General features: G+C 67.1%; 15 protein-coding genes. 6 read left to right on the top strand and 9 right to left on the bottom strand.

Features of this window, described 5'->3' with window-relative positions; translation table 11 throughout:
- Window positions 1–372: 372 nt before the first annotated feature.
- The 6 genes from ISF28_RS10630 to ISF28_RS10605 form a co-directional block, all read right to left on the bottom strand.
- Complete coding sequence (locus ISF28_RS10630) at window positions 373–2703, bottom strand: dockerin (protein WP_198117146.1); 2331 nt, start codon at window positions 2701–2703, stop codon at window positions 373–375.
- A 212-nt stretch (window positions 2704–2915) separates the two neighbouring features.
- Entirely contained in the window at window positions 2916–5204 is a 2289-nt protein-coding gene (locus ISF28_RS10625) for a dockerin (RefSeq protein ID WP_198117145.1), read from the bottom strand.
- A gap of 467 nt (window positions 5205–5671) precedes the next feature.
- Window positions 5672–8041 (bottom strand): beta propeller repeat protein, encoded by a 2370-nt coding sequence (locus ISF28_RS10620; RefSeq protein WP_198117144.1) that lies wholly within the window; start codon window positions 8039–8041, stop codon window positions 5672–5674.
- Window positions 8042–8102: 61 nt separating this feature from the next.
- Window positions 8103–9002 carry an alpha/beta hydrolase gene (locus ISF28_RS10615; RefSeq protein ID WP_198117143.1) on the bottom strand — a complete coding sequence of 300 codons (900 nt, stop codon included), beginning with the start codon at window positions 9000–9002 and terminating at the stop codon, window positions 8103–8105.
- Between the two features lie 101 nt (window positions 9003–9103).
- Window positions 9104–12142, bottom strand: coding sequence for a TonB-dependent receptor (locus tag ISF28_RS10610; RefSeq protein WP_198117142.1), 3039 nt, complete (start codon window positions 12140–12142; stop codon window positions 9104–9106).
- Window positions 12143–12537: 395 nt separating this feature from the next.
- Window positions 12538–13815 (bottom strand): ABC transporter substrate-binding protein, encoded by a 1278-nt coding sequence (locus ISF28_RS10605; RefSeq protein ID WP_198117141.1) that lies wholly within the window; start codon window positions 13813–13815, stop codon window positions 12538–12540.
- A 129-nt stretch (window positions 13816–13944) separates the two neighbouring features.
- Between ISF28_RS10605 and ISF28_RS10600 the strand changes: the two genes are divergently transcribed.
- From ISF28_RS10600 to ISF28_RS10590, 3 genes are all read left to right on the top strand, one after another.
- The gene (locus ISF28_RS10600; RefSeq protein ID WP_198117140.1) at window positions 13945–14640 is read left to right on the top strand and encodes a response regulator transcription factor; all 696 of its coding nucleotides are present in this window, start codon (window positions 13945–13947) and stop codon (window positions 14638–14640) included.
- A complete protein-coding gene (locus ISF28_RS10595; protein ID WP_198117139.1) occupies window positions 14624–16108 on the top strand; it encodes a sensor histidine kinase in 1485 nt (494 codons plus the stop codon). The genes ISF28_RS10600 and ISF28_RS10595 overlap by 17 nt, the downstream gene beginning before the upstream one ends.
- A 61-nt stretch (window positions 16109–16169) precedes the next feature.
- Window positions 16170–16415, top strand: coding sequence for a hypothetical protein (locus tag ISF28_RS10590; protein WP_198117138.1), 246 nt, complete (start codon window positions 16170–16172; stop codon window positions 16413–16415).
- On the opposite strand, the gene ISF28_RS30885 is transcribed toward ISF28_RS10590, so the two are convergent.
- The gene (locus tag ISF28_RS30885; RefSeq protein ID WP_198117137.1) at window positions 16404–17300 is read right to left on the bottom strand and encodes an SDR family NAD(P)-dependent oxidoreductase; all 897 of its coding nucleotides are present in this window, start codon (window positions 17298–17300) and stop codon (window positions 16404–16406) included. The two genes, ISF28_RS10590 and ISF28_RS30885, sit on opposite strands and share 12 nt — an antisense overlap.
- 233 nt (window positions 17301–17533) lie before the next feature.
- On the opposite strand from ISF28_RS30885, the gene galB reads away from it, so the two are divergent.
- Together galB and ISF28_RS10575 are read left to right on the top strand one after the other, a co-directional pair.
- Window positions 17534–20284 (top strand): beta-galactosidase GalB, encoded by a 2751-nt coding sequence (gene galB / locus ISF28_RS10580; RefSeq protein WP_198117136.1) that lies wholly within the window; start codon window positions 17534–17536, stop codon window positions 20282–20284.
- 212 nt (window positions 20285–20496) lie between these two features.
- Window positions 20497–21381, top strand: coding sequence for a PEP-CTERM sorting domain-containing protein (locus tag ISF28_RS10575; protein WP_198117135.1), 885 nt, complete (start codon window positions 20497–20499; stop codon window positions 21379–21381).
- A 56-nt stretch (window positions 21382–21437) separates the two neighbouring features.
- On the opposite strand, the gene ISF28_RS10570 is transcribed toward ISF28_RS10575, so the two are convergent.
- The gene (locus tag ISF28_RS10570) at window positions 21438–22307 is read right to left on the bottom strand and encodes a hypothetical protein (protein WP_198117134.1); all 870 of its coding nucleotides are present in this window, start codon (window positions 22305–22307) and stop codon (window positions 21438–21440) included.
- Window positions 22308–22355: 48 nt separating this feature from the next.
- Window positions 22356–22841: a hypothetical protein gene (locus tag ISF28_RS10565; RefSeq protein WP_229518992.1), complete on the bottom strand. Its 486-nt coding sequence runs from the start codon at window positions 22839–22841 to the stop codon at window positions 22356–22358.
- A 212-nt stretch (window positions 22842–23053) separates the two neighbouring features.
- Here ISF28_RS10565 and ISF28_RS10560 point away from each other — a divergent pair, with 212 nt between their 5' ends.
- Window positions 23054–24055: an SDR family oxidoreductase gene (locus ISF28_RS10560; protein WP_198117133.1), complete on the top strand. Its 1002-nt coding sequence runs from the start codon at window positions 23054–23056 to the stop codon at window positions 24053–24055.

Genomic DNA, 24055 nt, shown 5'->3' with positions numbered 1-24055 from the left:
GGTCCGGCGGCACCATGCCTCGAGTCAACGTTTTTTATAAATTAGAAACAATACTCGCCATGCGCAGAGACCGCGATGAGGTCACGGCAGCGTACGGCGTCGAACATGGAACCTTGAAACAAGCTCGCCCGGCCGACCTCGGTCAGCCGGGTAGCGCGCGTTGGCTTTTACCGGACCGGGCACGATGCGCGCCCAGGCCGGTATCGGGCATCCGTTCGCATTAACGAAACATGAAAACAGGATGAAGTGGTATTAAATATAGTTTAATACTCACACTTTTTCACTGTCAATTGAATTCACGAGCGCAAAAACAACCGTTGCGGCCAGCATCCAGTGCCGCAACGGTCATGATCTACATCAGGGTCGTACCGCTCAATTGGTGTAAATCACACCGCGACCGGTGCCGCTGAAGTAGAGGCGGCCGTAGGTGTTCCAGTCGCCCGCAATCGCGAAGATGCCGCCGTACTGGTGCGCGTCGTCGTTGAAACGCGCCCAGGTCGCACCGCCATCGTCGGAGTGATAGACGCCCCACACGCCATTGCGCGTGCCCACGACGTAGACCGCGGCCGAGTACGTGCTGCCGGTCTGCGCCTTGCCGAGGGTGATGCTGGCGGCCCCCAGCAACTTGTCCGTCGAGCCGCTGGCCGCGACCGTCGCGAAGCCGGTCAGCTTCGTCCAGCTCGCACCCGAATTGGTCGAGTGGTACACGGCATCGCCGTCGGCCAGCCAGACGTCGCCTTCGGCGTTCGGGTTGACCGCCAGCGAGGTGGAACCGAAGCGGTTGGGAGCCAGGTTCGCCGACACCGAGCCCTGGCTCAGCGTGAAGTTGTGGCCGCCATCGGTCGACACATAAACCTTGCCGGCCGTTCCGGTCCACTCGGCGCCGCCCGCGTCATAGGCATAGACCTTGTTCGGATTCTTGCGGTCGGCCGCCAGGTGATAGCTGGAATCGACACTGGTGACGGTCGGCGCCGGCAGGTTGGTCGCGGTCCAGCTGCCGCCATTGTTCGAGGACCAGGACGGCACCGAGTTCTTGGTCGCCCAGATCACGTTGCTGCGGGACGTGACCGCGATGCTCTGTGCGCTGGAACTGGAAGCGCCGTTGGGCAAGGTCGCGAAGTTCGACCACGTGTTGCCGGCGTCGCCCGACCAGAAGCCGAACGGCGTCTGGCTCGAGTTGAGGACGCCGGTGCCGACGATGAACGTGGAATCGGACCACAGCACGTCCGCGACAGCGCCATTGCTCCAGGCGGTGGTCGGACCCTTGAACGGCTTCGCCGCGAGGTCGGTCTGGAGCCACGTGCCGACGTCGCCGGAAGACTGCACGAATTTGTACGACGCGCCGGCCGGCGGCGCGACGATGGCATTGGGGCAGACTTCCTCGAAATTGTTGACCGGCGCATCCCAGCTCGGCGTGGCCGACGACGCGTTCCAGGTTTCCCAGACGCCGCCGCCGGTGACGTGCATGATGTGGTCGCGGTTGGTCGCATCGATCTCGACATCGTCCACCCAGCCGCCGTAGCCGCCGCCCCAGTGCTGCATGCCGCCCGCGATTTCGCGCCAGGTGCCGCCGGCATTGTCGGACAGCAGGACGGCCGGCGGGTTGTCGACCCAGACACCGGTCTCGGCCAGCGCGATGCGGGCCGTCGAACCGGAGCCGTACACGGAGACGCCGCCGAAGCCGCCCTGCGTGGTGGTGGCGAGCGGCTGGGACCACGAGTCGCCGTTGGTCATGCCGCCGAACCGGTAGAGGTAGCCGGGGCCCTGTGCGCCCTGCCCCGAGTTCTTGTTGAACACCACGTAGTAGTTGCCATCGTTGGTGCGCGCCATGTGCGGGACGTAGTAGCCGGTCACGGTCGACGGGACCGCCACCGGCGTCCACGAGTAGCCGCCGTTGGTGGACTTGTACAGGGTCGAGGTCAGGCCTGCCTTCTGCACGTAGTCCGGCGCGATCGCGGCATACAGTATCCACGTCGTCGCGCCGCCGCCCACGCTCGAGTTGTCGAACATGATCTGCTCGACGCCCACCGGCGCGGCACCGAGCCCCTGGATCTCGCTGGCCGACAGCACTTTGCTCGACAAACCGGTCTGGGTCCAGTGCTGGCCCGAGTCCGTGCTCTTCCACAGGCCGGCCGTGCGCGACGCGTAGAACATCGTCGACGGGTTGGTGGGATCGAGCTTCAGGCGTTCGCCGATGGCGCGAGCGTCTTCGTTGGCGCCGACCGGGAACGGCAGGTCGTAGTGTGTCCAGCTGTTGCCGCGGTCGTTGGAGACATAGATGCGGCCATTGACCGGGGTGCCTTGCCAGTCGTGCGAGTACATGCCCGTAATCAGGTACACCTTGTTGTCGTTGGTCGGATCGAGTCCGATACTTTCGACGCCGTGGTAGGTGCCTTCGCCCGCGTTGAAGCCGATGCCGTCGGTGATGGGAGTCCACGAGCCGTTCGAATTGTTCCAGCGGTAGGCGCCGCCGACGTCGGTGCGCGCGTACATGACGGCGTAGCTGGTCGGGTGATAGATGAGGCCCGTGACGTAGCCGCCGCCGCCCCATTTCGCGCTCGTGTAGGTGGTCGCCGAGCCGACGGTGGCCGCGACGACGGGGCCGGCGGTGCCCGATGCGCCTGGCGTGGTGCTGCCGCCGCTGCAGCCGGCAAGAGCCGCCGCGAGCAGCGCCGGGATGATGAAGTTGTGCTTCCGATGCATGATGTCTCCTCTAAGAAGGAATGAGTGGCTTAACGATTTCCCGTCAGGGACGTAGCTCCGCCGCGCCGGCCCGGTTGGCGTTGGGGTTGGCGCGTTGTTTTTATAGATTTGAGGAATGAGACTGACGCCGCCACCGTCGTTCGGCAAACGGAAAACCGTCGCGGTCCTTGCGGATGCCGCGACGGTCATTGGCTACGTCAAGAACGTGGTACTTAGTTGGTGTAGATCACGCCGCGGGCAGCGCCGTTGACGTAGATGCGTCCATAGGTGCTCTGGTCGGCCGCCAACACGTTGTTGTCGCCGAACTGGTGCATGTCGTCGTTGAAGCGCGCCCACGTTGCGCCGCCGTCGTCCGAGTGGAAGATGCCCCACTGGCCGTTCAGCGTGCCTTCCACGTAGATCGCGGCCGAGTACGAGGAGCCGGCCAGCGGCTTGCCCAACGCGACCTTCGTGGCGCCCTTCGTGCCGTTGGCGGACGCGAAGGTGCCGACCTGCACCCAGTTCCAGCCCGAGTTCACCGAGTGGTACAGGGAATTGCCGTCAGTCACCCAGATGTCGCCCTCGGCGTTCGGGTTGACCGCCATCGACGTGTCGTGCCAGCCGTTCGGCGCCATGCTCTGGGCGCCCCACATCCCGCTCAGGCCGAAGCTATGGCCGCCATCGTAGGAGATGTAGACCTTGCCCGTCTCGTTGCTCCACGGTGCGCCGCCCGAATCGAAGGCATAGACCTTGCTCGGGTTCTTGCGGTCCGCGGCCAGGCGATAGGCACGATAGTAGCCGTTCCAGGTCGCTCCGAACGCCGGCAGGTTGGTCGCGGTCCAGCTCGCGCCGCTGTTCGTGCTGTACGACGGCACCGAATCGGGTGGTGCCCAGATCACGTTGTTACGCGACGGGACGGCGATGCTCTGCACCTCGCTGCCGTTCGCCGCGGCGCCGGTCGGCAGCGACGAGAACTGCGACCAGCTGTTGCCGCTGTCACCCGACCAGAAGCCCTTGACGACGTGGCCGTTGGCATTGTCGACGCCGGAGGCGGCGATATAGGTCGGATCCGACCATGCCATGTCGGCCGAGTTACCGCTGCTCCACGAGTTCAGCGGGCCGCGCGTCGGCCGGGTCGCGAGGTCCGTATCGACCCACGTGCCGATGTCACCCGCGCTGTTGATGTACTTGTACGATGCCCCGACCGGTGCGGTCACGAGGGACAGGGTGACGGTCTCCTCGAGGTTGTTGACCTTCGGGCTCCAGGTCGGCGAGGACGACGAAGCGTTCATCGTTTCGCAGACGCCGCCGCCGTGGATGTGCATGATGTGGTCGCGGTTCGCCGGGTCGATCGTGACGCCCTCGATCCAGCCGACGCAGGAGTCGCTGGTGTGCGGCATGCCGGCCTCGACTTCGTGCCAGTTGTTGCCGCCGTCGTCGGACACCTGGATCTGCTTGCTGGTGTCGCTCCAGCCGGTCATGCCCAGCGCGATGCGGGCGGTCGAACCGCTGCCGAACACGTCCAGGCCGCCGAAGCCGTTGGTCGTGGAGCTCTTGAGCTGGGTCCAAGAACCGTTACCGACGGTGGCGCCGAACTTGTACAGGAAGCTGGGGCCGTTGATGCCCTGGCCGACACCCTGGTTGAACACCATGTAGAAGTTACCGTCCGCGGCACGCACGGTGTGCGGGATGTAGTAGCCCGACACGTTGGACGGCACCGTGACCGGCGTCCACGAATAGCCGCCGTTGGTCGACTTGTACAAGGTCGACGTCAGGCCGGCGGCCTGGGCGTAGTCCGGAGCGACCGTGGCCCACATGATCCAGGTCGGCTGGCCGGAACCCTTGGTCGAGGTGTCGAAGACGACCTGCTCGACGCCCATCATGCCGCCGCCGTTGGCGATCGTGGACGACAGGCCCGTCACCTGATTCCACGTCTGGCCCGAGTCCGTACTCTTCCACAAGCCGGACGTGCGCGAGCCGTAAAACAGCGTCGACGGATTGTTCGGATCGACCGCGAGGCGTTCGCCGGTGCCCCGGCCGTTGGCATTGCCGTTGACTGGGAACGGCACGTCGTAGTGCGTCCAGGTGGTGCCGCGATTGCTCGAGACATAGAGCCGGCCGTGGGAAGCCGAGTCGAGCGACTGCCCGGTCATGATGTAGACGAGCTGATCGTTGTTCGGGTCGAGCGCCAGGCTTTCGACGCCGTGATATGCGCCCTCGCCGCCACCCCAGCCGATGCCGTCGGTGATGGGGATCCACGACGAGTTGCTCGCGTTCCAGCGATAGGCGCCGCCCACGTCGGTGCGCGCGTACAGCAGGCTCGAATTGCTCGGATGGTAGAACAGGCCGGTGACGTAGCCGCCGCCGCCCCATTTCGCGCTCGTCCAGGAGGTGGCCGAGCCGACGGTGGCGGCCAGGGCCGGCGCGGTGCCAGTCGCGCTGGGGGTCGTGTTGCCGCCGCTGCAACCGGCCAGAAGGGCCGCGAGCAGGGCCGGGATGACGAAGTTGTGATTCCGATTCACGAAGATCTCCTCAAGAAAGGATATTTGATTTGGGTTCCCGGATCCCAGGCGCTGCCTGTCGTCCGGTTGTCGCCGGCGTCCCTGCCTGCTGTTCACCTTGCCGATCGGGGCCGGCTGCACTCCCCGATCTGCGTCGGACGTCGTGCGGCACCGGCAAGGCTTCGTTGTCGTCCGCCGCGCAAACGACTTCTGTACGGTGGGCGCTGCATTGCCGGAATCGGTTGGCATCCAATCCGGCAAATACATTAACGAAATATTCTGTGAGAATTAATGAAGCTGAACGTAGTCTAAACCTCAAAGTTTTCCACTGTCAATGGTATTTACTAGTGATGGAGGTCAAGACGGCACGCCGGATTTTGTAAGCGAGAGCGCCAAGCGGGCGGACGCGCGCGCAGCCATGAAAAAAGCCGCTGGGGCACGTGGTCCGTGCCCCAGCGGCTGTCCGCCCGCGTTAACGTTTGTTAAACTCAGTTGCTGTACAAAATACCCCGGCAGCTGCCGCCGACATAGATCCGGCCATAGGCGTTCTGGTCGGCCGCCATCACCCCGATGCCGCCGAACTGGTGCGCGTCGTCGTTGAAGCGCGCCCAGCTGGCGCCCCCGTCGTCGGAGCGGTACACGCCCCACACGCCGTTCACGGTACCCACCACATAGACCGCGGCCGAGTACCCGGCGCCGGCCGCCGCCTTGCCCAGTGCCACCGCGCTGGCGCCCTGCGCGCCGTTGGCGGTGGCGAAGTTGGCGAGCCTGGTCCAGGTCGCGCCCGAGTCCAGCGAGTGGTACACGGTATTGCCGTCGGCCAGCCAGACGTCGCCCTCGGCGTTCGGATTGACCGCGATCGACGTCGAATTCCAGGCGTTGGGCGCCAAATTCGCCGCCACCGAACCCTGGCTCAGCGTGAACGTGTGGCCGCCATCGGTCGACACATAGACCTTGCCCGCGCCGGCCCATGAGGCGCCGCCCGAATCGTAGGCATACACCTTGTTCGGATTCTTGCGGTCGGCGGCCAGGCGGTAGCCGCGGTCCCAGTTGATCCCGACGGCCGGCAGCGCCGGCAGATTGGTCGCGGCCCAGGTCGCGCCGTTGTCCGTCGTATAGGACGGCACCGAGTTCGGCGGCGCCCACACCACCTTGTTGCGGGCCGTGACCACGAGGTTCCCCGCGTTGCTCGTGTTCGCCTTGGCGCCGGCCGGCAGGGCCGGGAAATTCGTCCACGTCTTGCCGCCGTCGCCGGACGAGAAGCCGAAGCCGCCCGCGCCGGACCAGTTCGCGACGCCCGCGCTGGCGATGTACAGCGGATCGGCCCACGCCATGTCGGCGGTGTTGCCGCTGCTCCAGTTGCTGGTGGGGCCCATGGTCGGCTTCGTGGTCAGGTCCGCGTCGACCCACGTGCCGACGTCTCCGGAGCTGTTGATCAGCTTGTACGGCGCCCCGGCCGACGGCGTGGCGATGGCCAGCGGACAGGTTTCTTCCAGCGCGGTGACCGATTCACTCCAACTCGGCGTGGCCGCCGAGGCGTTCTTCGTTTCCACGATGCCGCCACCGGAGATGTGCAGGATGTGGTCGCGGTTGCTCGGATCGATCTCGATGTCGTCCACCCAGCCGCCGGCGCCACTGGCCGGCGTGTGCGGCATGCCTTGCTCGATCTCGCGCCACGTGACGCCGTCGTCGTCGGACAACTGGACGACCTGGCCGAAGCCCCAGGTGTTGGACACGCCCAGCGCGATGCGGGTCGTGGCGCCCGTGCCGTAGACGGAGATGCCGCCATAGCCGGCGGTGTCGTTGCTGGCGAGCAGGGTCCACTTGCTGCCGTCGAACTTGTAGAGCCGGGCCGGGCCGGCGACGCTGGGGCCGGCGCCCTTGCTGAACGCCACATAGATCATGCCGTCGGCGGCGCGCACCAGGTGCGGGATGTGGTAGCCGGACACCGGCGTCGGCACCGGCGCCCACGTGGCGCCGCCGTCGCTCGACTTGTACAGGTTCGACGTCAGGCCCGCCAGGGTGACGTAGTCGGGGGCGATGGCCGTGTAGATGGTCTGGGTGGCCGTGCCGCCACCCTTCGTCCCCGTGTCGAACAAGACGGTTTCGACGCCCATCATGCTATAGCCCCCTGCGTTGATCTGGTCCTGGGTGAACTTGGCGGACGACAAGGAGGTGACCTGGCTCCACGTGAGGCCGGCATCCGCGCTCTTCCACAGGCCGGCCGTGCGCGAGCCGTAGAACAGCGTCGTCGGCTTGTTCGGGTCGACCATCAGGCGTTCGCCGAGGGCCCGGCCGGCATTGTTGCCGCCCGTCGAGAACGGCAGGTTGACGTGCGACCAGTGCGCGCCGCGGTCGCTGGAGATGTACAGGCGCGCGGTGGCGCCCGCCGAGTCGTACATGCCGGTCGCCATATAGACCAGCTGGTCGTTGTTCGGATCGAGGGCGATGCTTTCCACGCCCTCGAAGAAGCTGTCCGCCGCGCCGAACATGTCCGTGATGTTGACCCAGGACGACGTGGCCGCGTCCCAGCGATAGGCGCCGCCGACGTCGGTCCTGGCGTACAGCACGTTCGCGGACGTCGGATGGAAGATCAGGCCCGTGACGTAGCCGCCGCCGCCGAACTTCACGCTTTGCCAGGTGGCGGCGGCCGTGCCGGTGCCGCCGTCGGACGGGGTCGGGGTCGGGGTCGGGGTGGGCGTCGGGGTGGGCGCCGGGGCCGGAGCCGGAGCCGGGGTCGGCGCCGCCGTGGTGGCGGTGGGCGTGCCGGACGTCGTGCCTCCGCCGCCGCCGCCGCCGCAGCCCGCGACCAGGCCCGCGATCAGCGCGGGGATGATGAGATTGTGTTTCCGCTTCATGTCTTTGATGTCTCTGGTGTCTTTGATGTCGGGGTTGAATGCGGTGCAGGCTGCCGTGCGCTCATTGCACGATCAGCTTGCGGTAGCGCAGCCACGCTTCGGCCCGCTGCGGCCAGTCGGATGCGTTGCCGAGGCCGGGATTCATCGCCATGCCGTGGCCGCCCTTTTCGAAGAAATACATCTCCGCCGGCACGTGGGCCCGGGTCAGTGCCTCGAAATAGAGGATGCTGTTGGCGATCGGGACGACGCCATCGTCCTGCGAATGCATCAACAGGGTCGGCGGCGTCTTCGACGTCACCTGCTTCTCGGCCGACATCAGGCGGACGAGTTCGGGCGACGGATGGGCGCCGAGCAGCGCGTAGCGCGATCCCATGTGGGCATACTGCGGGTCCATCGTGATCACCGGATACATCAGGATCGCGAAGTCGGGACGCGCGCTGACGGCGTCGAGCGGGGCGCCAGTGCGTCCGGCCGGATTGTCGTACAGCGTCGACGCGCTGGCCGCCAGGTGACCGCCGGCCGAGCTGCCCATGACGCCGATGCGGTCCGGCGCGACGCCGTATTTCGCCGCCTGCGAGCGCACCATGCGGATCGCGCGCAGCACGTCCTGCAGCGGCGCCGGATGGCCATAGTCGCGCAGGCGGGACTTGAGCACGAACGCGGTGATGCCCAGATGCGACAGCCACTGCGCATACTGGCGGCCCTCGCGCGTGAACGACAGGAACTCGTAGCCGCCGCCCGGGCAGACGATGACGGCGGTGTGGGCGGCGCGGTCGATGGCGGCCGGATACACGGTCAGCGTCGGCTCCGAGATATTGCTGATGCGGTCACCGTCGAGATGTTCGGGACCGGGGTTCGCCCGTGCATTCGGCACGCCTTCCGGCCACAGCTTGACGACCTCCGTTTGCGCCTGGGCGCCGGCGGCGACGCACAACAGCAGGGTAAGAAGCAGTTTTCGCATGGATGTGATCCTCTCGGTGATGATGATGAAAAAAAAAGGGGCAAGCCGAGGCTGCCCCAAAATCTGCCGTTAAGCAGAGGAGATAAACTGTGTGCGAGGCCTTAGAACGAGTAACGCAGCTGCGCCGTGTAACGCGGGCCGGTCACGTAGGCACCACGCACCTTGTAGCCGATACCTTGCTGCATCAACTGCTTGTACATGGTGTTGGTCAGGTTCTGCGCCTCGAGGCCGATCGTCAGGTCGTCGCTGAACTTGTAGAAGATCGACGCGTCGACCTGGCCGTATGCGTCCGACCAGGTCGGCAGCGCAAAGTTGACGTTTTGCTGGCCGACCGTCGGGCTGTTCGGATTGGTATCCAGGCCGTTGCCGCCGTTCGTGCCGTTGGCGTTGACCGCCTCCAGCGACTTCGAACGCCAGGCGTAGGCCACCCGCGCCGAGATCGGACCACGGTCGTACAACAGCGCCAGGTTGTACGCGTTCTTCGACAGCCCGTTGAGCGGCAGGTTGCCGAAGGTCTTGCCGTCGACGTCGCAACCGTTCATGTTCATGTTCAGGTTGTCGGCACCGCTGCCGCCCGTGCAGTACACCTGGTAGACCGGGTGATACAGGTCCAGATGGCTCTTCACGTACGTGTAGTTGGCCTGCATGCCGAAGCCCGACAGCCAGCCCGGCAGCATGTCGAAGTACTGCTGGTAAGCCAGTTCGATACCCTTGGCCGTGCCGTTCGCACCGTTGACCGGACCCGTCGTCACGAAGTCGTGCATCGTGCCGTTCACGTCCGGCAGCGCGAAGTTGTAGCTCTGGTTGATGATGACGTCGCTGAGCTTCTTGTGGAACAGCGCGGCCGTCAGCGAACCCGTCGGCGCGAAATACCACTCGGCCGTCAAGTCGGCCTGCTTGGCCATGATCGGACGCAGGTTCGGATTGCCGCTGCCGGTACCCGTGAGCCTGACATTGCTCACCGTGACGACGTTGGACTGGGTATTGGTCGTCGTGTCGGCCGCTTCGGACAGGTTCGTATATGCCTGCAGTTGCGTGAAGTCCGGACGCGTCATCGCACGGCCGTAGGCGAAGCGGAATTGCAGCTTGTCCGTCGCCTTCATGCGCAGGTTCAGCGTGGGCAGCACGTTGCTGTACGTGTTGTCGAAATCCGCCTTCTGCTGGAAGTTCGGGATGTTCGGGATCGACGCGCCGGTCACCGTGGCACCGGCCGGGATGTTCGGGGCGGAGAAGTTGAACACCGTGTAGCCGTGCGCCACCATATTGGTCTTCACATAGCGCACGCCGATATTGCCGTCGATCGGGTATTTCAGGTCGTCGAAGCCGAAGCGCAGCTGCGAGTACAGGGCCTTGCTGCGCTCCTGCTGGTCGTTGGTGCCCGACGGATCGGTGCCGAACGAAGCCGGCTTCCACGCACCGCAGCTGTCCAGCGTGCCGCCGCTGCGTTCCGCGCACAGCACGTTGTAGAACTGGTGCAGCTTCTCGTACGAGCCCGGATAGCCGTCGGCCAGCGCAACGTCCGGCACCACCACGCTCGGCACCGACATCTTGCCGTTGAAGAAGTTGGGGAACGTGTTCAGGTGCGTGCCGGCGGAGAAGCGCGGATCGCCCAGGTAGGCCAGGTGCGACAGCGGCTGCCACGAACCGACCGGTCCGACCTGCCACGGCTGCGTGATCGCGGCCCAGTTATAACCCGGCACGGAATTGATCGTCGTCGCATCGCGATCGGTCAGGCGCACGCCGATGCGCAGGTCGCGCAGGATCGGGTTGTCGAACTCGTACTTGACGTCGGTCTTCCAGGCCTTCTCGTTGGCGACGCTGGCGTCCCGGTGCTCCATGGTGAAGCCCCAGTAGTAATTGTTCGGGTCGGCCATGAACGCGCGGTCGGCGTCGTCGAACGTCAGGCGCACCGGCGTCTGCGTCATGTCCATCCCCATCTTCGGAACCTGCAGGCCGGTGGCGACCGTCGAGTCGAAGCTGCCGGTCGTGGCGCGGATTTTCTGCAGGTCCGTCGTGACGGTCCACGCGCTGTTCAGGCGCCAGCGCAGGTTCCACGAGATGTCGGTCGTGTCCGACTTGCGCGTCGAGGTGCGGGTATCGTCGTTGAAGTTGACGCCGCCGTCCGCCGGACTCGTCAGCAAGCCGCTGGCCAGCGCGCCCATGGCGTCGTAGGTGCCGTTCGCCACCTGGAGGTTGTAGGGCGACGCCGCGCTGAAGATCGCCTGCTCGTCCCACTTCATCTTGTAGCGCGACTTGAAGTAGGTCAGCGAGGACTGGACCTTGCTGTTCGGTTTCCACTGGAATGCGGCATAGGCACCGTCGCGCTTGCGGTCGAATTCGAGCGAACGGTAGCTCGCGGCATTCGGCACCCAGACGGTCTTGCCCGGCTCGATGTCGGTGCGCGGATAATACGGCGAAACCTGGAAGGCGTCGGTGCGGGTGCCGCTTTCCGACGTGGCCAGGTCGACCAGGGCGCCGAATTCGCCGAAGCGGGTCTTCCAGCGGTTGGAGAACATCATCGTGTACGACGGCTGGGGCTTGCCCTTCTTCAGCGTCGAATACGTGTCCTGCACGGACATGGAGACCTTGCGGCCCGCGAAGTCGAACGGCAAGGCCGTGCGCAGATTGACCAGGCCGCTGATGCCGCCTTCGATCTGTTCGGCCGACGGGTTCTTGTAGACGTCGACGCCGGCCATCAGTTCCGGCGGCACGTCTTCGAAGTTCAGCGAGCGGCCGCCGTTGGCGGAGAACGAGTCGCGGCCATTGAGCTCCGAGCGCACATAGGACAGGCCGCGGATCGTCACGCCCGAGCCTTCGACGGAATAGTGTTCAGGATCGCCCTTGACCATGGTGCGGTCGATGGTCACGCCGACCACGCGCTGCAGCACCTCGGTCACCGAACGGTCCGGCAGCTTGCCGATGTCGTCGGCGACGATCGAATCGACGACCTCGTCCGCGTTCTGCTTGATCTTCTGCGCGTTTTCCAGCGATGCGCGCTGGCCGACCACCACCACGGACACCGTCTTGTCTTTATCGGCCTTGTCGGCGGCAGGCGTCGTTTGCGCATAGGCCATACCGCTGGCCAACAGCACGCATTGGGAAACGCCCACGGCAATTGCCGTTTTCCTGAATTGGTTCACGTCTTCTCCTTCCCGTTTTTCTGATCGGTCCACGTTCGATGTCGAGTGCGGACTCCGTCCCTAGTTGTTTTGCTTTGACTATCGATTCCAGGTCACGCGTTGCCGGCCAGCCCCGGGCGCGTGCGCGATCGCCAAAGAGACGATGTCAATTCAAGTGAAGTGAAAAAGTTACAATCTTAACGACGCATTCACTTGGAATTAATCTGTCATTAATGAAGTTTAAGCTTTGGGATTTCGGCATGTCAATCGATTTCATACATATTGACGTAACGCGGCATTCAGGCAACATCTGGTGCGTACTAGATACGGAACACCGTTATTTCCGGGAGAAAAGGCGAAAGCCGGACCCGGCCTGCGGGCCGTTCCGGGGGCAGTCGCTTAACGAAGATTAACGGTTACGGACGAACCGGAGGATGGAGGCGTGCGACGGCGGCCAGGCGCGCCATCGTCGCTTCGGCGGTGATGCGGTCGTCGTGCCAATAGGCGCTGATGGATTCGCGCATGGCGTCCTCGACCACGGGCGGGACGGACATCGAGATGCTGGGCACCAGGGTATTGGCATGCGCGGCGGCCGCGAACGCGGCGCCCGATTGCCTGGCGCAGGCGTCGAATCTGCCGAGATCCAGGCCCAGGCGGACCGGAATCGACCCTTTCTCGAGATTGAATTCCTGCTGCACGTCCGGTGCCAGCAAGTCCGCGGCAAAATCTTTCTGCGCCGCGACGTTCGCGGGATTCTTGATCTTGAACATCGCAAACGAATCGACGGCAAACGAAAAGGCCTTCGCCGTACCGGGCGCGGGCACGCAGGCGAACTCCAGGCCGGCGCTCTTTTGCGCGGCCACGAAAACCGGTTTCGCCCAATCCCCCATCAATTGCATGCCGGCCTCCCCTTTCACCAGCGTCGAGGACGCCTGAATCCAGTCGCGCCCCATGACCGCCGGGTCGGTATAGGCCTTGATGCGCCGGAAGGTCTGCAGCACCCGTTCCATGACCGGCCCGGCCAGGATGCCGGGATCGAGGGCGACGAACGCCTTGCGGTAAAAGTCGACGCCGCCCACGCCCAGCGCGACGCTTTCGAACAGGACGAAATCCTGCCACGGCTGCCCGCCATGGGCGACGGCGACGTATCCCGCGCGCTTCATCGCGTCGGCGGCGGCAAAGAATTCGTCCCACGTCGTCGGCACCCGCGCATTGGCCGCCTTCAGCACCCGCATGTTAATCCACAGCCAGTTGATGCGATGGACGTTGAGCGGCACCGCGACATAGCGCCCCCTGTACTTCACGGCGTCGCGGACCGCCTGGGGCAGCACGGCGTCCCAATGGCCAGCGCGCGCCACGTCGTCCATGTTGGCCAGGAGGCCTTCGCGCGCCCACTGCTGGATGACGGGCGGCATGATCTGGGCCGCGGCCGGGGGATTCCCCGACAGGACGCGCGACCGCAGCAGGGACAGCGGAAAGCCGTTCGGGTCGGCGGACACGGTGAAATCCTTCCAGGTATGCCCCTGGCGCCGCACCACCGATTTCAATACTTGCGCAGCCCTCGCGTCGTCGCCCACGTCCCAGTAGTGCAGCACCTCGAGCTGGCCCGCGTGGACGGCGGTAGCGGCACATGCGGCCGCCAGGACGATCGCGGCACGCCATCCGGCAGGGCATCGAATGGGGGAAATTGCCATGATTGACTCCTGGAACGTATGCATCGGATATTAACGTGACTCGCTCGTCCTGTGAAGCCGCACAGGGACCGCGATTTTTACGCCGGAGGCCGCATTGTGACAAGTCCCGTAATCCGTTAATATTGTGAAATGCAGCTATTACTCGCCGAAGACGACCCCATCCTTGCCAATGGTTTGACTGCCCAGTTGAACAGCGCGGGCTTTACCGTTGAGCATGCGCCCAACGGCCCGGTCGCAGAATACCTGCTCGCCAAGCAGAAGTTCGACATCGCCATCATCGACCTGGGCCTGCCCATGATCGACGGGCTCACGGTGCTGAAGAAGCTGCGGGCGAGCCACCCCGACCTGCCCGTGGTCGTCCTCACGGCGCTCGACCGGCTCGACAGCCGCGTCGCGGGCCTGAACGCCGGCGCGGACGATTACATGACCAAGCCGTTCGAGTTCCCGGAACTGGAGGCGCGCCTGCGCGCCGTGTTGCGGCGCGCGCGCAAGGACCCCGCCGCCAACGGCGACGTGGCGGTGGCGGGCCTGCATTTCGACCGGGCCGCGCGGCGGGCGGTCATCCATGGCGAGCCCGTCGAACTGAGCCCGCGCGAATCGACGCTGCTCGAGCTGCTGCTGGTCCATGCCGACAAGGTCGTCACGAAGGACCAGATCGCCGCCGCGTGGGCCGGCGACGGCACCGAAGTCGGCGCCGGCAATACGGCGGAAGTCCACATCCACCGCCTGCGCCGCAAGCTGGAAGGTTCGGGACTCGAAATCCGCACCATCCGCGGACTCGGCTACCTGCTGGCCGTCGAGCGCGCCGATGGACGGCCGGGCTGAGCGGCGGGGCATACTGCGGCGCTTGCGCATCGGTCCCCGCAACCAGTCGCTGCGGCGCCAACTGGTCATCTGGGTGCTGCTGCCGCAGCTGGTGCTGTGGCTCGCGGGCGGCATCGCCACCTACCGCCTCGCGGTCCGGTACGTCAACCAGGCCGCCGACGCGACGCTGTCCCAGGCGACCCGCGTGCTGGCGCGGCGCGTCAAACCCATCGGCAACGGCCTGCTGATCGACTTTCCGCGCGCGGCGCAGGAGGTGCTCGAAGCCGATCCCAACGACCGCCTGTTCTATATGGTGAGCACGCCGCCGGGCGAATTCATACTCGGCAATAACAGCATCCCGATGCCGCCGAAGGACATGCCGCCCCGGCTGAACGAACCGTATTTCTACGACGGCGAGATCATTTCGCCGCCGCCCGCCGGCACGCACGGGCCCGGGCATCACGTCAAGGTCAGGATCGCGGCGCTTTACCTGCCCTATGGCGAACCCGAAGGCAAGCAGCAGTGGATGCTCGTCCAGGTGGCGCGCGACATGGCGCGTCGCGAGAACATCTTCCAGGGGATCCTGATCGATACGCTGCTGCCGCTGTCCGCGCTGATTCCCCTGATGACCATCATCGTCTGGGTCGGCACGGGCGCCGGACTGGCGCCGCTGCTGCGCCTGCGCAAGGAGGTCGAAGGACGCTCGCCGATCGACCTGGCGCCGCTGCAGATCGAATCGGCGCCGCAGGAAGTCAGGTCCCTGGTCCGCGCGTTGAACGAACTCCTGGCCTCGGTGCGCCAGAGCGTGAGCGCGCAAAAACGGTTCATCGCCGACGCGGCCCACCAGTTGCGCACGCCGCTCGCGGGCCTGAAGAGCCAGACGGCGCTGGCCATCGCGGCGACCGACGATCCGGCGCTGATCGCGCGGCTGAAGCTGGTCGACCAGAGCGCCACCCGCGGCGCCCACCTGATCGCGCAGTTGCTGATGCTGGCGCGCGCCGATCCGGACGCCGTGATGGCGTCCGACATGGCGCCCCTGCCCCTGCGCGCCTTCGTGCAGGACATCGTCGCCGAGTTCGTGCCGCGCGCCTTGCGTGCCGGCGTCGACCTCGGCATGGACGACGACGCGCCGCCGGAGGGCAGCGCGCCGTTGCAGATCGAGGCGAACGCCCTGTTGCTGAGGGAGGCGTTGACGAACGTGCTCGACAACGCGATCAAGTACACCGGCCGGGGCGGCGAGATCACGGTCCGCATCGAACCGGACGACGCGAACGTCCGGATCGTCATCAGCGACAACGGTCCCGGCATCGCGCCGGGCGACCTCGGCCGCGTGTTCGAGCGCTTCGTGCGCGCGACGGACGAGGGCGAAGGCTGCGGGCTTGGCCTCGCCATCGTGAAGGAGATCGTCACCCAGCACGGCGGCACCGTCGACCTGCAGGACGCCGAGCCCCACGGCCTGCGCGTCGTCATCCGGCTGCCCAGGATCTGACGCCCCCCGCGCGGGCGCGGGCCGGTTTATACTCGGGCTCACCTCCATTGTATTGACGACCGTGCGCGATTCCACGCCCTCACCGCCGCCAGCCAGGCAACGCAATCTGCGCAACCTGGCGGAAGCCTTCGCCGCCCAGACCCATTACGCCACCCTCGCGCTCGACCTGGCGCTGGCGCGCTCGCTGCCGTCCGGACCGGCCGTCATCGACACGGACGTCGCCTGCTTCCAGCGCATCTTCGATTCGGCCGACCTGGGCCGCGGCGGCTCCGTCACCCTGCACCACCTGCAGGCGTCAAGCGCGTGAGCGCACCCCGCGCCGCGGCCGGCCGCCGTGGCTCGGCGGCGGATGGGCCGGACGCGGCGGGGCCGGCACGTCGGCCGACGCGGCCAGCTCGGCCCACGCATCGAACCCCACCTTGAGCACGCGCAGCCGGTCGTAGGCGCGCTGCAGCGCCGCCCGTCCCAGCACGAGGCGCAGCGGACCGCGGCCGGCGGCGACGGCCTGCATGATGGCCTGGGCGGCGCGGGCCGCATCCACCTGGGCGGCGCCGGACGCGCGCGCCGCGCGGCCGGCGAACCCGTCGTAGTCGGCGATGCCGGCGGCGCGCGGCGCGGGCGCGGGCGCGTCCGCGTCGTCGCCGCTGCCCGGATCGACGAGCGTGACGCCGATGCCGAACGGTTCCACTTCATAGAACAAGGCTTCCGCGAGCGCCTCCAGCGCGGCGCGCGCGGCGTGGCCGAAGCCCTCGAACGCGGGCGCCTGCACGGACGCGCGGGGCAGCATCACGACGTGGCCGCCGCGGCGCGCGCGCATGCCGGGCAGCACGCGGCGGGCCAGGTTGATCGGGCCGAACACGTTCTCGTCGAACAGGCCGCGCATCGCGCCGTCCTCGCCCTCCTCGATCGCGCCCGGATAACGCTGGGCCGCGCTCGTGGCCAGCACGTCGATGCGGCCCCACTGCGCCTCGGCGGCGGCGACGGCCAGGGCGATGCTGGCGGCGTCCGTCACGTCCAGCGCCAGCGCGACCGCGCGTCCCGCATGGCGGTCGACGAGGGCCTGCAGCTGCGCGGGCGCGCGGGCCGCGAGCACGACATGGTGGCCGGACGCCAGCACGGCCTCGGCCAGCGCGGCCGCCAGGCCGGTCGTGGCGTCGGCGATGAACCAGACGGGTTGCTTCGTATCGGACATCACTCTTCCTCCTCGCTTCGTGGTACCGCAATCATCGATTCTAGATGCTGCACCGGTACGCTTCCATAATCGATATTGCTAAAGTCTTGCCTAAAATTCCAAACATCATTCCATCGAGTGGCTCCGGCCGCATCCATTGACCGGACGACGCTTTGCTCATACACTGTCAATGGTTGCGCTACCATTTTAAATGTTATAACAACGACGAGCAACCGTCCGTTCCGGAGGAGACTGTGCAAGACACGCGTCACAAGGCCGCACGCCGGCTCGCATCCACGTTCGGCTTCGCCCTGGCGGCCGCCCTGCTGCCCGCCCTTTCACCCGGCGCCGTTCACGCCGCGCCGCAGGACGCGGCCGGCCACCCGGCGCCGCGCCAGCGCATCCTCCTGGACGACGGCTGGCGCTTCCACCCGGGCGATCCAGGCGGCGACTCTGCCCCTTACCTGTACGACGTGCTTCCCACCGTGCCCCGGTCGGAGGACGGCAAGGTGGCCGACGCCATGCCGGAGGAAGCGGTGCGCGTCGCGGGCGCGCACACGCCGGTGCTGAAACCGTGGATCCTCCCGAGCGGCAATGCCTTCATCCGCGATCCCGCGCACCGCCACGCGCGGCCCGCGGGCGAGCCGGCCGTCGACGCCACGTTCGCCCGCGCCGCCTTCGACGACGGCGCCTGGCGCGCCGTCACCCTGCCCCACGACTGGGGCATCGAAGGACCGTTCCTCACGACGGGACCGTACGGCGGCATGGGCCGCCTCAAGACATGGGGCCCGGTCTGGTACCGGCGCAAGCTGGACATCCCGGCGGCGGACCGCGGCAGGAAGATCTTCCTCGACGTGGGCGGCGCCATGTCCTACGCGAGCGTGTGGGTCAACGGCCACCTCGCGGGCGGCTGGCCCTACGGCTACAACTCGTTCCGCGTCGACCTGACGCCGTGGCTGCGGCCGGGCGCGATCAACCAGCTCGCGATCCGCCTCGACAACCCGCCGGAATCCGCGCGCTGGTATCCGGGCGCGGGCCTGTACCGCGACGTGTGGCTGACGAAGACGGCGCCCGTGCACGTGGGCCACTGGGGCGTGACGGTGACGACGCCCGAGGTGTCGGCAGCAAAGGCGCTCGTCGCGTGGCGCATCGCCATCGACAACGAGGGCGCGGCGCCAGCCAGCGCCACGGTGACGGCGGAGCTATATGCGCTCGATGCGCAGGGCCGCATCGCCGGCAAGCCCGTCGCGACGGCGGTGTCGGCGCCGAGCTCACTCGCCGCGGGCGCGAGCGCCACCGTCGCCGGCGCCGCGACCGTGAGCGAACCGCGCCTGTGGGGCCCCCCGCCGACGCAGACGCCGAACCGCTATGCGCTCGTCGCCACCGTGCGCCAGGACGGCCGCGTCGTCGACCGCACCGAGACGCCGTTCGGCATCCGCACGGTGCAATTCGATCCGGACCGCGGCGTCGTCGTCAACGGCGAACATATTCCGCTGCGCGGCGTCAACGACCACCACGACCTGGGCGCGCTGGGCACCGCGTTCAACGTGCACGCGGCGCAGCGCCAGTTGACGATCCTGCGCGCGATGGGCGCCAACGCCCTGCGCATGAGCCACAATCCGCCCGACCCGCAGTTGCTGGACCTCGCCGACCGCATGGGCTTCCTCGTGATGGACGAGGTATTCGACGCCTGGCAGCGCAAGAAGACGCCGCTCGACTTCCACCTGATCTTCCCCGACTGGCACGAGCAGGACCTGCGCGCCATGATCCGGCGCGACCGCAACCACCCGTCCATCATCCTGTGGAGCGTGGGGAACGAGGTGGGCGAGCAGTACACGGGCGAAGCCGGCGCCGCGATCGGCCGCGAACTGGTGACCATCGCGCACGAGGAAGACGCCACGCGCCCCGCGACGAGCGCGATGAACTACGCGAAGGCGGACATGCCGCTGCCGGGCGTCGTCGACGTCATCGCGCTGAACTACCAGGGCACGGGCATCCGCACACTGCCCGGCCAGTTCCCGCTGTTCCGCGCCGCGTTCCCGCACAAGGTGATCCTGCACAGCGAGAGCGCGTCCGCGCTGTCCAGCCGCGGCGAATACCAGTTCCCCGTGCCGGGCGTGCTGAGCGCGGCCGTGCGGCCCGGCGTCGGCGGCGATCCGGCCACGCGCCAGGTCAGCGCCTACGAATTGTTCGCGGCGGACTTCGGCGCCTCGGCCGACCGCGCGTTCGCGTCGCTGGACCAGAACCCGCACACGGCCGGCGAATTCGTCTGGACCGGCTTCGACTACCTGGGCGAGCCGACGCCGTTCTACGAGGCGCGCAGCTCGTATTCCGGCATCGTCGACCTGGCCGGCTTCCCGAAAGACCGCTATTACCTGTACCAGTCGCGCTGGCGTCCCGACCTGCCGATGGTGCACGTGCTGCCGCACTGGACGTGGCCGGAGCGCGTCGGGCAAGTCACGCCCGTGCACGTGTTCACGTCGGGCGACGAGGCCGAGCTGTTCGTCAACGGCAAGTCGCAGGGGCGCCAGAAGAAGGCGCCGTACGCCTACCGCCTGCGCTGGGATTACGTGACGTACGCGCCGGGCGAGATCACGGTCGTCGCGTACAAGGACGGCAAGGAGTGGGCGAAGGAGACCGTCAGGACGGCCGGCGCCCCGGCCGCCCTGCAGGCCGAAGCCGACCGCACGGAGCTCGCCAGCGACGGCCGCGACCTGGCCTTCGTCACCGTGCGCGTCGTCGACAAGGACGGGACCCTGGCCCCGCGCGCGCACGACCGCGTGCGCTTCACCGTCGACGGACCGGCGCAACTGGTCGCCACCGACAACGGCGATCCGACGAGCTTCGAATCGTTCCAGTCGCCGGAACGGGCCGCCTTCAACGGCCTGGCGCTGGGCATCGTGCGAACGACGGCCGGCGCGGGCGGAACGATCACGGTGCACGTGCGCGGCGCCGGGCTGAAAGAGGCGGTGGTGACGCTGCGCAGCCGGCCGGCCGACCACTGAGATCAATTTCCCAAATGCAAAATAGGCTGTCGAAATTTTTTACATTCACCCGTCAAGAATGTGAAGTTTCGCAGCAGCCGGCTCGCAAGTCATTGATTTGAAAGGGAGGGGCATTGTCTGGCACGTGACTTGCACGCGTTTGCCGTGTGCTTGCCGACAAGCGCTGGACTATCCCCCCGATACCCTAAACCAGCAGATGACTTGGAGCTAACATGATGAAATCGTTCCGCAAACTGATCCCGGTTGCAGCCGCACTCGGCTTCGCTTTCGCCGCATCGTCGGCTCAAGCGTTCACCCTCAAGGATGGCACCAATGTCCTGGCATCGAACGCCACCACCCTCGACTGGAACACGACCGGTAGCGGTGTTGCGATCGGCGTCGGCCCGTTCGGCGCGCCGCTGACAGTGGGCCAGTCCTTCCAGTTCCTGTACCAGTCGAACCTGGCCAGTGTCGACGGCGACACGACCGCCCTGTTCAACGGCCTGGACTTCAACGCCAACGGCGCCCTGGGCGCCGGCAAGACGTTCGAATTCACGATCGTCGCCAAACTGACCGAACAAGTGACGAGCCTCACCGGCACGACCGCCACGTTCGGCCTCGACCCCGCCTCGACCGACAACAAGGTCGCGATCTACTACGACACCGCCGGCAACGCCTCGACCACCGGCGGCACCGGTTTCGACGACGGCCAGCTGGTCGCCCTCCTGACTATCGTGCCGGGCAACACCCAGTCGACCTTCACGATCGCCGGCGCCGGCGGCCAGGGCTCGACCAAGATCAGCGCCCTGCAGGCCGCCCCGGGCGACTTCATCGATCCGAACTACCTGGACGGCGTGACGGCCATGCTGTTCGGCGTGAACTTCGAATCGAACCTGAACTACCCGGCCGGCAACTCCTCGACCGCGAACTTCCACATCGGCGGCAGCAGCCTGTTCCCGGACTATGTCGCCGGCGGCAACGACATCGTGTTCAAGGTCGACGGCTCGAACACGTTCACGAACGCCGCCGTGCCGGAACCGGGCACCATGATGCTGCTGGGCATGGGCATGCTGGGCCTGGTCGGCGCACAGCGTCGCCGCCGCACGCCGAAGGCCTGATTCGGTCCATTCGGCTTGTGAAAAACCGCGGTTGCGACCGCGGTTTTTTTACGTCCTCACGGGCCGGCCGGACAATCCTGCCGGGCCAGCACCGCGCCGGCCCGCCGCGCCGCCGCGAAATCGGCGCCGGACAACTCGTCGCCGAAGCGGGCGCGCAGTTGCGCGTCCGTCAGCGCCACGTGGCGCGCGGCGGCCGCCGCGATCGCATACGCCATCGTCATGCGCGGATCGCGCGGCACGAGCTGGCCGAGGTCGTAGGCATTGGCCAGCAACGACAGCGCGAAATGGTCGCATTGCGCGCCGGCCTGCTGCAGATAGACGAGGGCCTGGCGCTTCCAGTCCTGGACCTGCGGGTCGTCGGTCCGCGCGTCGAGGTCGCTCATCGGGCCCGGCGGGCCTTCCATGTAAAAGTCGATGCGCGCGTCGCGGTTGCCCGCGTCCGCCGCATGCGCGAGGAACGTCATGCGCTCCTGCAACTGCACGGCCGAGACGCCCGCGCACAGCGTCTGCACGTGCCGCCGCGCCGCCTCGGCCTGGAGGCGCTCGGCGTCCGTCGCGAACGTCGGCAGCGGGTCGGCGGCCGCGGCGCACACGGAAGCGGCCTGGTAGATCTCGTAGGCCGCCCGCATGTCGCCCGTGCGCGCGGCGGCGTTGCGGCGCGCGATGTAGGTGGCCGCGTCGTCGCCCTGCAGATCGACGATGCGGCCGTTGCGGCCGTACAGGGGAATGCGCGCCGGCGCCGCGGCGTCCGCGCGCGTGGGCGCGGGCGCGGGCGGCGGCGCGCGCCACTGCCGAGCGGGCGCGGGCGGCGCGGGGACGGCCGGCACCGGCGCGGCCGGCGGCCGGCGCAGCCCGAGCGCGCCCAGCAGGACCGCGATCCCGGCCACGGCGGCGAGGCCGCTCCAGAGCATGCGTAAGGACGTCATCGGCACGATCCTAGCGCGGACGCCGCCCGCGCGGCGCCCCGTTTCGCGTCAGTTCCACAGATAGCAATAGGCCTGGCTGCGCTCCAGGTTGGCGCCGATCGTGCCGGTCGTCGAGATCTTCTTGACCCAGCCGTTCGGGGCCGTCGCCGTCGGCGTGGCGCCGCAATTGCTGTGCACCCAGTGGATGCCCGTGCCGTCCGAATACTTCTCGCCGCAGACCTCGACCCGCGTGCCGGCCTTCAGGGCCGCCAGCGACGTCGGGATGGACGTCGCATTGCGCACGTAGTCCACGGCGTAGACGTTGTCCATCGCCACCTGGTACGAGCGGCCGTCCTGGTCGGCGCGCATATAGAGGATCGTGTGCGACAGCTTGATGCCGTCGATGGAATGGCTGGCGGACTGGAACCTGGGCCCGGTGGTCACGGTGCCCGTCAGGAAGGCCCCCTTGTTGGCCGAGCACATGGTCTGCTCGGATGCCTGGGCGCCCTGGGACAACAGCAGCAACGCGACGAACGACAACAGCGTGTTTTTCATTTTCCGTTTCCTCTGTTTCGTGGTGTGAACCCGCCGGCGGCAGGCCAGGGAATCGATCGTATTCCCGCTCGACAGTATCCCAGCTAATTGTTACAAAAAAATTATCGAATTCGTTAATCTGTTCAAGAACTTTTGCACAAACATAACGTGACGAGGCCGCGCGGCACATGGTGTTAAGCTGGCCCTGCATCGCACTTTTGGAGGGCATCGCCATGTCGGAAGCACGCCACGAAGTCGTCGTGATCACGGGTGCCAGCGCGGGGATCGGCCGCGCGGCAGTGCAACAGTTCGCCCGCCGGGGCGCGCGCATCGCGCTCGTCGCACGGGATCCCGACCGGCTGGAGGCAGCGCGGGCGGAGGCCGAGCGTCTCGGTTCGCCGCAAGCGATCGCGATCTCCGCCGACACGGCCGACTACGCCCAGGTCGACGCCGCCGCGGAACGGGCGGAAACCGAGCTCGGTCCCATCGACATCTGGGTCAACAACGCGATGGCCACCGTGTTCGCGCCGTTCGCCGACATCGCCCCGGAAGACTTCCGCCGCGTCACCGACGTCACGTACCACGGCTTCGTGTGGGGCACGATGGCCGCGCTGAAACGCATGCGGCCCCGCAACCGCGGCACCATCGTGCAAGTCAGCTCGGCGCTCGCCTACCGCTCGATCCCCCTGCAGTCTCCGTATTGCGGGGCCAAGCACGCGATCAAGGGCTTCACGCAGTCCGTCCGCACGGAGCTGGAGCACGACCACAGCGACATCCACGTGGCCCTCGTCGACATGCCGGGCGTCAACACGCCGCAGTTCGAGTGGTGCAAGACGACGCTGACCCACCACCCCAAGCCGATCGGCACGTATTACCAGCCGGAGCTGGCCGCGCGCGCCATCTACTGGGCCGCGCACGCGCGCCGGGCCGAGATCTGCGTCGGCGCCCCGACCCTGGCGACGCGGCTGGCCGAGAAATTCGTTCCCCGCGTGCTCGACCGCTACCTGGCCCGCAAGGGCGTGGCGGGGCAGCAGCGCGCCGACACGATCCCGACCGACCGCCCGAACAACCTGTGGCGCCCGGTGCCCGGCCCGTATGCCGCCCACGGCACGTTCGACGAAGGCGCGGCAACGTCCAGCGCGCAGCTGTGGGCCACGACGCACCGCGGCTGGCTGCTGGCCGGCGTGGGCGCGGCGGGCCTTGCCTTGGGCCTGCGCCAATTGCGCCGGCATTGA

Origin of the sequence: Massilia rhizosphaerae (assembly GCF_016093545.1) — a bacterium.
Taxonomy (GTDB): Bacteria; Pseudomonadota; Gammaproteobacteria; order Burkholderiales; family Burkholderiaceae_D; genus Telluria; species Telluria rhizosphaerae.
Note: the sequence above shows the minus strand (reverse complement) of the source record. Positions and strands in the feature narration are given on the sequence as shown.

Coding starts and splice junctions, on each gene's coding strand:
- ISF28_RS10630 (WP_198117146.1), bottom strand. CDS start 2,703: ATGCATCGGAAGCACAACTTCATCATCCCGGCGCTGCTCGCGGCGGCT.
- ISF28_RS10620 (WP_198117144.1), bottom strand. CDS start 8,041: ATGAAGCGGAAACACAATCTCATCATCCCCGCGCTGATCGCGGGCCTG.
- ISF28_RS10615 (WP_198117143.1), bottom strand. CDS start 9,002: ATGCGAAAACTGCTTCTTACCCTGCTGTTGTGCGTCGCCGCCGGCGCC.
- ISF28_RS10605 (WP_198117141.1), bottom strand. CDS start 13,815: ATGGCAATTTCCCCCATTCGATGCCCTGCCGGATGGCGTGCCGCGATC.
- ISF28_RS10600 (WP_198117140.1), top strand. CDS start 13,945: ATGCAGCTATTACTCGCCGAAGACGACCCCATCCTTGCCAATGGTTTG.
- ISF28_RS10595 (WP_198117139.1), top strand. CDS start 14,624: ATGGACGGCCGGGCTGAGCGGCGGGGCATACTGCGGCGCTTGCGCATC.
- ISF28_RS30885 (WP_198117137.1), bottom strand. CDS start 17,300: ATGTCCGATACGAAGCAACCCGTCTGGTTCATCGCCGACGCCACGACC.
- ISF28_RS10575 (WP_198117135.1), top strand. CDS start 20,497: ATGATGAAATCGTTCCGCAAACTGATCCCGGTTGCAGCCGCACTCGGC.
- ISF28_RS10570 (WP_198117134.1), bottom strand. CDS start 22,307: ATGACGTCCTTACGCATGCTCTGGAGCGGCCTCGCCGCCGTGGCCGGG.
- ISF28_RS10565 (WP_229518992.1), bottom strand. CDS start 22,841: ATGAAAAACACGCTGTTGTCGTTCGTCGCGTTGCTGCTGTTGTCCCAG.
- ISF28_RS10560 (WP_198117133.1), top strand. CDS start 23,054: ATGTCGGAAGCACGCCACGAAGTCGTCGTGATCACGGGTGCCAGCGCG.